The following is an 8515-nucleotide window of genomic DNA, read 5'->3' as shown; positions in this document are numbered from 1 at the left end:
GTAGCCGCACTTCACTCTCAACTGGTTAAGAAAGACTTGTTCCCAGAGTTCAACGAAATCTTCCCAGGTAAACTGACTAACGTAACGAACGGCATCACGCCACGTCGTTGGTTGAAGTTCTGTAACCCAGGTCTATCTAATCTAATCACAGGTAAGATTGGCTCTGAGTGGCCAGCAAAACTTGAGCAGCTAGAAGGCATCGCTAAGTTTGCAACAGACGCGAAATTCCAAAAAGAATTTATGGCTGTTAAGAAAGAAAACAAACAGCGTCTTGCGGATTGGGTTCAAGAGAACATGGGTATCGAGCTAGATACTAACGCTATCTTTGACGTTCAAATTAAGCGTCTGCACGAATACAAGCGTCAGCACCTAGATTTGCTACACATTCTGTCTCTGTACCACCGTATTCTTAACGAACCTGGTTTCGAGTGTGAGCCACGCGTATGTTTCTTCGCAGCGAAAGCAGCACCGGGTTACCACCTAGCAAAAGAAATCATCTTCGCGGTTAACAAGATTGCAGAGAAGATCAACAACGATCCTCGCATCGGTAACAAGCTTAAAGTGGTATTCATCCCTGACTACCGTGTAAGCATGGCTGAAATCATCATCCCTGCAGCAGACGTTTCTCAGCAAATCTCATTAGCTGGTAAAGAAGCTTCAGGTACGGGCAACATGAAGATGGCTCTAAACGGCGCTCTAACTATCGGTACGATGGATGGTGCAAACGTTGAGATTCGTGAAGAAGTTGGTGATGAAAACATCTACATCTTCGGCCTAGAAGTTGACGGTGTTGTTGCACTGAAAGCTCAGGGTTACAACCCATACGATTACTACAATGCAGACCCACTATTGAAAGCATCTCTAGATCTACTGACTGGCGATGAGTTCACTCCAGGTCAACCCGGTCTTCTACGTGCAACGTTTGATAGCCTACTAGACGGTGGTGACCCTTACCTATGTCTTGCTGACTTCGCATCTTATGTGAAAGCGCACGAAGACATGGGTACGCAATACAAAGACCAAGCTGGTTGGGCTAAGAAAGCGATTCTTAACACGGCATTGGTTGGTAAGTTCACATCAGACCGCTCAATTCGCGACTACGTGAACAACATTTGGAAACTTGAAGCGGTTAACCGTTAATAGTTGCAAAGTAGCCAAGGCAGTTTTTGCCTTGGCTCAATTAGCTTGTGAGCAAATAGACGGCTTATTCAGATAGCAATGCTTACAAACTGATTGTCACAAGCTAATTGATTAGTAAAAATTAAATAGACAACCCTACAAAAATTGAAAGCGTCAGAACGTTTTCGGAGAGAGCGATGAAAGAACAGACCGTATTAAAACAAGTCGCAGAAATGGCAAATATTGCTGATAGTTACGTTAGTGCGTGGGGCGATGAAGCACAAGTATCAGAAGAGACGATTACGTCTCTATTGGCTTCATTGGGCTACGATACAAGCAGCGATGATGCACTGCTTAAATCTGCAGAAAGAAAGCACAGAAAAGATGTATTAGACCCGGTTCTTGTCTTGCGTGACGGTGAGCCAGTAGAAGTGACACTCAATCTGGGTGTGAGTGCTCGTGAAAGTGAGTTCAGCTGGCGCTTAGAAACCGAGCAAGGAGAGGTACTTGAAGGCTATCTTCAATCTCAAGTCGTTCGTGACGAGCGTGCCGAGGGTGGCCCTTTAGTGTTTGCATTGCCAAGTGATTTGGCATGGGGTTATCACAAGCTCATTGTGAGTCGTAAGCGCCGTAAGAAACCTTACGAGATGACGTTGATTATTACGCCCAAAGCATGCTTCAAGCAGTCACCCATTGAGCAAGGCAAAAAGCTTTGGGGACCAAGTGTTCAACTGTACACGCTAAGAACTCAGCACAACTGGGGTATTGGTGATTTCGGTGACCTAAAACAGCTTGTTTCGGATATCGCGTCTCGCGGTGGTGACTTTGTTGGTCTAAACCCAATTCACTCACTGTTCCCTGCAAACCCGGAAGGTGCGAGCCCATACAGCCCGTCTTCACGTCGTTGGTTGAACGTCTTATACATTGATGTGAGTTCAGTTCCTGAGTTCGCATTAAGCGCGGAAGCGCAACAAACGGTAGGCAGCGCCGAGTTCCAGCAGCGCCTACAGAAAGCTCGTGAAGCGCACTGGGTGAATTACACTGAAGTGTCTGAGCTGAAGATGAGCATCTTACCTCTGCTATTCGCAGAATTTAAGACTCGTCATCTAGACAAAAACAGCGACCGCGCACAAGCGTTCTTAGCGTTCGTTGAAGAGGGCGGTGAAAGCCTGATGCATCAAGCGGCGTTTGATGCTCTGCACGGTGAACTGCATGCTGAAGATTCAGGTATGTGGGGCTGGCCTGTATTCCCAGAGAAATTCCGTACATTTGAAAGCCCTGCGACCCAGAAATACATCAAAGATAACCTAGATAAAGACCTGTCTTACCGTTGGTCTTGTCGTATGGCGATTTGTGGTTCTTGCGGCATCATGGTTGATGGCGTGCCAAAACTGGCATGTAAGAGCTTCTTACGTGACTACCCGAACGGCTTCAAGATCGAGCCTTTAGCTAACTTCCCAATCGAGAAAGATTTGATTGTCGACATGACACCGTTCATCGAACGCCTTGAAGCAATCAAACCTTACATCATTGGTAACGACCGTAAACCAGAAGACGGCACTAACATCCAAACTCCAGAGCAAATGGCGAAGTACAAACAGTTCGCTGGCTGCATCAACTGTGGTTTGTGTTACGCAGCGTGTCCTCAATTTGGTCTAAACCCTGAGTTCATTGGCCCTGCGGCACTTGCTCTTGCTCACCGCTACAACCTAGATAGCCGTGACAATGGTAAAGCTGAGCGCATGAAGCTTATCAATGGCGACAACGGTGCTTGGGGCTGTACGTTTGTAGGTTACTGTTCTGACGTTTGTCCGAAGAAAGTAGATCCAGCAGCAGCTGTAAACCAAGGCAAAGTTGAGTCTTCAATGGACTTCGTTATCTCGATGTTCAAGCCTGATGGATCGCAAGTAAAAACAGCAGAGGAGGCATAATATGAGCAACCGTAAGCCTTATGTTCGTGAGATGAAGAGAACGTGGTGGAGCAACCATCCGTTCTACCGCTTCTACATGCTACGTGAAGCGACTGTACTGCCTTTGATTCTATTCACTCTGTTCCTAACCTTCGGTTTGGGTTCGCTAGTGAAAGGGCCTGAAGCGTGGGAAGGTTGGTTGAGCTTTATGGCTAACCCTGTCGTTGTTGGTATCAACATCGTGGCACTGCTAGGCAGCTTACTGCACGCTCAGACCTTCTTCAGCATGATGCCTCAAGTAATGCCAATCCGCCTTAAAGGCAAATTGGTAGATAAAAGAATCATCGTACTGACCCAGTGGGCAGCGGTGGCATTTATTTCTTTAATCGTTCTGATGGTGGTGTAAGGAGCTTCGTTATGAACACAAATTACAATGTTAACCACAATCCGAAACGCTCTGATGAACCAATCTGGTGGGGCCTATTCGGCGCTGGCGGTACTTGGTTCGCGATGATTACACCAATCACCATTCTAGTGCTGGGTATCTTGGTGCCAATGGGCATTATCGATGCGGATGCAATGAGCTACGAACGTGTCTCTGAGTTTGCCACCAGCATTATCGGTGCGCTATTCATCATCGGTACGCTAGCACTGCCAATGTGGCATGCAATGCACCGTCTTCACCACGGCATGCACGACCTTAAGTTCCACGTCGGCGTTGCTGGTAAAGTGGGTTGCTACTTCGTTGCAGGCCTAATCAGCGCGCTATCTGTTATCTTCATTTTTATGATTTAACAGTTAAGAGCAGATTCGAGATTCGGGTAACTGAGATTCGAAGAGTTTAAGAACGAAAATACTAGAAGCAGAACAGGATTATCTTGTTCTGCTTTTTTGTTACTTGTCGAATCTCGTTTACTCGAATCTGCTCTTCTCCGATCGCCAGATACAAAAAAGGCCGCTCATAAGCGACCTTTTCTATTTCACTGAGCCACCTTAAACAAGATGGACACAATCAAATTACTTCACACGACCAACGTATTCGCCAGTACGAGTATCAACTTTAACAACTTCACCGATAGCGATGAATAGAGGAACACGAACTACCGCGCCTGTTGCTAGAGTTGCAGGTTTACCACCCGTACCCTGTGTATCGCCTTTAAGGCCAGGATCAGTTTCAGTTACTTCGATCTCAACAAAGTTTGGCGGAGTAACAGTGATAGGGTTATCATTCCACAACGTTAGAGTACAAACGTCATTTTCAACTAACCATTTTGCTGAATCAGCGACTGCTTTTACGTCTGCTGCGATTTGCTCAAATGTTTCGTTGTTCATGAAGTGGTAGAATTCGCCGTCGTTGTATAGGTAGCCTAGTTCAACGTCAACAACATCTGCAAGCTCGAAGCTTTCGCCTGACTTGAATGTTTTCTCTAACACTTTGCCTGACAGCAGTTTACGAAGTTTTACACGGTTAAACGCTTGGCCTTTACCTGGCTTAACGTATTCATTGTCGATAATTGCGCAAGGCTCGTTATCTAACATGAATTTTAAACCGCCTTTGAATTCATTGGTGCTTACTGACGCCATGATTTTCTCTTCCACATCTTTGAGTTAATTTCAATGCCGCATATCATAACCCGAAAAGTCGAATCTGTTGAGCAAAACTGGCTCAAACAACTATCGAATGCGATCTCTGACCCGACAAAACTGCTTGAAGCATTGGAAATAGACCCAACACCGTGGCAAAAAGGATTCGCAGCACGTGAGCTGTTTTCACTTCGAGTTCCTCTTAGCTTTGTTGAGCGAATGGAAAAAGGCAATCCACACGACCCTTTGCTAAGACAAGTTTTACCGCTAAGTGAAGAGTTTGATGTGCACCAAGGCTATTCTGCTGACCCCTTAGAAGAGCAAGAAAACGCGATTCCGGGACTACTACACAAATACAAAAGCCGCGCGCTAATGATCGTGAAAGGTGGCTGCGCGATTAACTGCCGTTACTGCTTTCGCCGTCATTTCCCTTATCAAGATAACAAAGGATCTAAGTCTGTTTGGCAAACTAGCCTCGATTATGTGGCTCAACATCCCGAGATCAACGAGGTGATCTTGTCTGGCGGCGATCCTCTTATGGCCAAAGACAGCGAACTAGAGTGGCTGATCAATGCTATCGAACAAATTCCACATGTGAAAACCGTTCGAATTCACAGCCGATTACCTGTCGTGATTCCGGCGCGAGTGACTGATGAACTATGCCAAACATTAGCTAACACTCGTCTTAAAGTAGTCATGGTTAGCCATATTAATCATGCCAATGAAATCAACTTAGAGCTCAAGCAGGCCTTCCATAAGCTGAAGCAAACTGGTGCGACTCTGCTCAACCAAGGCGTAATGCTAAAAGGCGTAAATAACAGCGCTAGCTCATTGAAAAAATTAAGTGAAAAGCTATTCGACGCCGGTATTTTACCTTACTACATGCATGTACTTGATAAAGTTCAGGGAGCTGCTCATTTCTATATCTCCGATGAAGAAGCGAAACACCACTTTAAGGGATTAATCTCTGAGGTTTCTGGCTATCTAGTACCTAAGTTAACCCGTGAAATTGGCGGACGCAGTAGCAAAACACCACTCGACCTAAACATTGAATAACGAGCGAGCTTCAAAAAGCGACTAAGCTTATCTGTAACGACAACACGTTGCTAAATGCACCTTCACGACAAAAATTTTTTGTTCGATCGTCCGGTCTATTATTAGCATACTCGGCTCTATTCTAAATTCTTAGGAGGGGTGATATGTCACAATTTATAGAACAAGCTCTCAACCTTGCCCCCTTTAGCTGGGCAGGCCTCGCAGCATGCATGTTGTGTGGTTCTTTAATCGGAATCGAAAGGCAAACACGCGGTAAACCCGTCGGGATCCGGACATCGATCCTTATCATTAGCGGTACTTACTTCTTCCTCACCATGGCGATTAGCCTATCCCCCAACACTCTCGATCAAGCTCGTGTACTTGGTCAGATAATTACGGGGGTTGGATTCCTTGGTGCTGGGGTAATGATGACATTGGATGGAAAGATTCATGGTGTAACGTCAGCGGCGATTATCTGGGTACTCGCTGCATTAGGTATGATGATCGCACTTGGCCACCTTTCGCAGTCGGTTATTATCACGCTAATGGCGCTAGTGATTCTGCTTGGGGTAGACAAGGTAGAAAACAGCTTCCAGAGCTTACGCCGTGGTGTTCACCAGAAGTGGATGAGAAAAGTCCGCGTGAAGAAGTAACACCTCGTCGGAAGACACTTGGCCTTATCTGCATTTTATTCTTAGCTACTGTTTCATCTTAAGGGTCTTTTTCCTTAGATAAAAAAGAGCCTAGCAAACGACTAGGCTCTAAACTGCAGTTCACAGATTAATGTACGTGAATAGACACTTGATTCTTGCCTGCGGCCTTCGCCTTATAAAGCTGCTCATCTGATGAACGAATACTCTGGTTTTCCCACAAGTGTCCAATGCTGTCGAACTTGAACAGAGAGTAAAGCGTCGCTCCCCCAGAGACTGATATATTAATCTTGTCACCGGTCGCGCATCGATAACTTTGTAAACTAATGTCATTTTGAATTCGTTCAAAGATCGATGAAAGTAATTCGGATGATTCGCCCGTAATCGCGACAACAAACTCTTCACCACCAAATCTCGCCACGATATCTTTCTGCCTAACGCTGTTCAGCATTAACTGAGCAACATGGCAAATCACCTCATCTCCCACCTTATGACCATACTGATCATTCACCACTTTGAAATCATCGATATCAAATACGCCAACACCAATAATTGGCTCCTCATTTTGGTTCAGCAACCGAGCTTCAAAACCACGCCGATTATATAAACCAGTCAATGGGTCGAGCATCGCTAAATTCTTCAATCGCTTGTGCTCTTGCTTGGTATAAAACCGCCACAACCATAGTGCTGAGATAAAGTACAAAGCTAACAAAATCAGTAATTGAACCCGCTCCAGTTCCAGCAAATGTAAAAAATGCTCACTCTTTCCTTCTTCAATAGTCAGGTATAACTCAGTATTAATTCCATCGACGTACAAAGGTCGTGAATAGGTAAAGTCCAACAGCCCATATTTGTTTACTCCTCTTGCGCTCGTCACCTTGTATCCATGAACGGGATTAGAGACGAGATTAGAGACGTAACCATCAACACCGAGTACTCCTTTAAACTCACCATCAACATAGATACCTTTGGTTAAGGTCACTACCTTCTTCCCTGTTAGGTAGTCATCGTATTGGCCGGTATACACCACTTGATCTTGACCCTGAGCTAAGCCAAAACGAATCGTATTCACCCAATAAGGGCGACTATTGACGACTGAATCAAAGGTGTCACCTTTAATGTAACGGGCGAAATCGGAAGGCGACGATATAATAAATTTATCTTTGGAGATAAAGTAAATCGCAGAGATGGTATCAATGGTATTCGCAAAGTAAGCCATGGTGGGTGCGATAAACATGCGCCTACCAGCTTCTAAATGAAGATCCGACTTTAGATCGCACATCTCACTTGGGCCAGAGAACATAAAATCAAATCTAGGGGCAGCTTGCTCTTCACTAATGAAGTAACACGTATCACCTTCGACCTTTTGCTCATGTGAGAATACGTAGGCATCCCCATGCAGCGGATAAAGTGCGGTAATATTATATTCAAGAGCATTAATAATCTGTGTAAGCTCCGCTAAAGAGCGTGTCACGCCTTGGTTTTCAATTCCATACTGCTTTTCTGACTCTTCCGCTGAATCAACAAGTAACAAGCTAAAAACCACTAAAAAGCTGGCGGTCAGACTTAAGAAAGCCTTTTTAAAATCGACGGTATGGGGATTAATCAAAGCATGTAAGTCATCGTTGAAAATTTAGCGCACATTGTACCCACAAGTGAGAACATCGCAACAAGAGTATAAAACAACATGCTTACAGTAACGTTTAAGGAGTGAGATAGCAGATGTAAAATAACGCCTAAACATAGAAGTAAAGGCGTTGATAGGTTCAATCATGGATAGCTTTAAGCCTTGGTAAGAACGTCGCTCACCAATATTGAAACCAGCGCGGCTACCGTCTTACTTAGCGAAATTCACAATTGGGAAGCACGGGAAAAAACCATTGTCAGCACAGTTGATCAGGCCAATCTGTACACCTTCAATTTTATTGGTTTTGTTGAAGATACCAACCTGAACCGTCGACACCTCTGAAAGGTTCGCAGCGCCAACATCCACCATAGTGTTCCCTTCAGAATAGTTTACGAAACTCACGTTCGCGCCTTTTACATCATTAGTAATGTTAACAGCACCTAGGTTAACACCTGTTGTTTTACCTGTGTTCCAGTTAAAGAAACCTAGTGAAGCACCTGTCATTTCTTGGTTTACTTTTGATGCACCAAAAATACCAAGGTTCACACCTGTTGTGGTTTGCGTCTCAGACATACCAACAACTGCAAGGT

9 protein-coding genes are annotated in these 8515 nt (G+C 44.9%); 6 read left to right on the top strand and 3 right to left on the bottom strand.

What is annotated here, in order from left to right; genetic code table 11:
• The 4 genes from glgP to frdD all read left to right on the top strand — a co-directional run.
• The coding region (gene glgP / locus AB4653_RS02760; RefSeq protein WP_372103286.1) for a glycogen/starch/alpha-glucan family phosphorylase at positions 1–1140 on the top strand (1140 nt) is incomplete at its 5' end.
• A gap of 176 nt (positions 1141–1316) precedes the next feature.
• Positions 1317–3050, top strand: coding sequence for a succinate dehydrogenase/fumarate reductase iron-sulfur subunit (locus AB4653_RS02755; RefSeq protein ID WP_372103283.1), 1734 nt, complete (start codon positions 1317–1319; stop codon positions 3048–3050).
• Position 3051: 1 nt separating this feature from the next.
• Positions 3052–3435, top strand: a complete 384-nt coding sequence (gene frdC / locus AB4653_RS02750) for a fumarate reductase subunit FrdC (protein ID WP_004733341.1) — start codon at positions 3052–3054, stop codon at positions 3433–3435.
• A gap of 11 nt (positions 3436–3446) precedes the next feature.
• Positions 3447–3824 (top strand): fumarate reductase subunit FrdD, encoded by a 378-nt coding sequence (gene frdD / locus AB4653_RS02745; RefSeq protein WP_009847918.1) that lies wholly within the window; start codon positions 3447–3449, stop codon positions 3822–3824.
• Positions 3825–4046: 222 nt separating this feature from the next.
• Here frdD and efp read toward each other — a convergent pair whose 3' ends face one another.
• Complete coding sequence (gene efp / locus AB4653_RS02740) at positions 4047–4613, bottom strand: elongation factor P (RefSeq protein ID WP_009847919.1); 567 nt, start codon at positions 4611–4613, stop codon at positions 4047–4049.
• 33 nt (positions 4614–4646) lie between these two features.
• Between efp and epmB the strand changes: the two genes are divergently transcribed.
• Both epmB and AB4653_RS02730 read left to right on the top strand, forming a co-directional pair.
• Complete coding sequence (gene epmB / locus AB4653_RS02735) at positions 4647–5669, top strand: EF-P beta-lysylation protein EpmB (RefSeq protein ID WP_009847920.1); 1023 nt, start codon at positions 4647–4649, stop codon at positions 5667–5669.
• A gap of 143 nt (positions 5670–5812) precedes the next feature.
• Complete coding sequence (locus AB4653_RS02730) at positions 5813–6301, top strand: MgtC/SapB family protein (RefSeq protein ID WP_009847921.1); 489 nt, start codon at positions 5813–5815, stop codon at positions 6299–6301.
• Between the two features lie 127 nt (positions 6302–6428).
• Here AB4653_RS02730 and AB4653_RS02725 read toward each other — a convergent pair whose 3' ends face one another.
• Together AB4653_RS02725 and AB4653_RS02720 are read right to left on the bottom strand one after the other, a co-directional pair.
• The gene (locus tag AB4653_RS02725; RefSeq protein ID WP_083784137.1) at positions 6429–7862 is read right to left on the bottom strand and encodes a sensor domain-containing diguanylate cyclase; all 1434 of its coding nucleotides are present in this window, start codon (positions 7860–7862) and stop codon (positions 6429–6431) included.
• Positions 7863–8135: 273 nt separating this feature from the next.
• A partial coding sequence (locus AB4653_RS02720; protein ID WP_372103279.1) for a VC2662 family protein occupies positions 8136–8515 on the bottom strand: 380 nt, incomplete at its 5' end.

The sequence above is a fragment of the Vibrio sp. 10N.222.48.A3 genome (genome assembly GCF_041475345.1).
GTDB classification, from domain to species: domain Bacteria; phylum Pseudomonadota; class Gammaproteobacteria; order Enterobacterales; family Vibrionaceae; genus Vibrio; species Vibrio tasmaniensis_A.
This window is presented reverse-complemented; position numbering and strand designations above follow the sequence as displayed.

Excerpts from the sequence above, each read along its gene's own strand:
- AB4653_RS02755 (WP_372103283.1), top strand. The coding sequence starts at position 1,317 with ATGAAAGAACAGACCGTATTAAAACAAGTCGCAGAAATGGCAAATATT.
- epmB (WP_009847920.1), top strand. The coding sequence starts at position 4,647 with ATGCCGCATATCATAACCCGAAAAGTCGAATCTGTTGAGCAAAACTGG.
- frdD (WP_009847918.1), top strand. The coding sequence starts at position 3,447 with ATGAACACAAATTACAATGTTAACCACAATCCGAAACGCTCTGATGAA.
- frdC (WP_004733341.1), top strand. The coding sequence starts at position 3,052 with ATGAGCAACCGTAAGCCTTATGTTCGTGAGATGAAGAGAACGTGGTGG.
- efp (WP_009847919.1), bottom strand. The coding sequence starts at position 4,613 with ATGGCGTCAGTAAGCACCAATGAATTCAAAGGCGGTTTAAAATTCATG.
- AB4653_RS02730 (WP_009847921.1), top strand. The coding sequence starts at position 5,813 with ATGTCACAATTTATAGAACAAGCTCTCAACCTTGCCCCCTTTAGCTGG.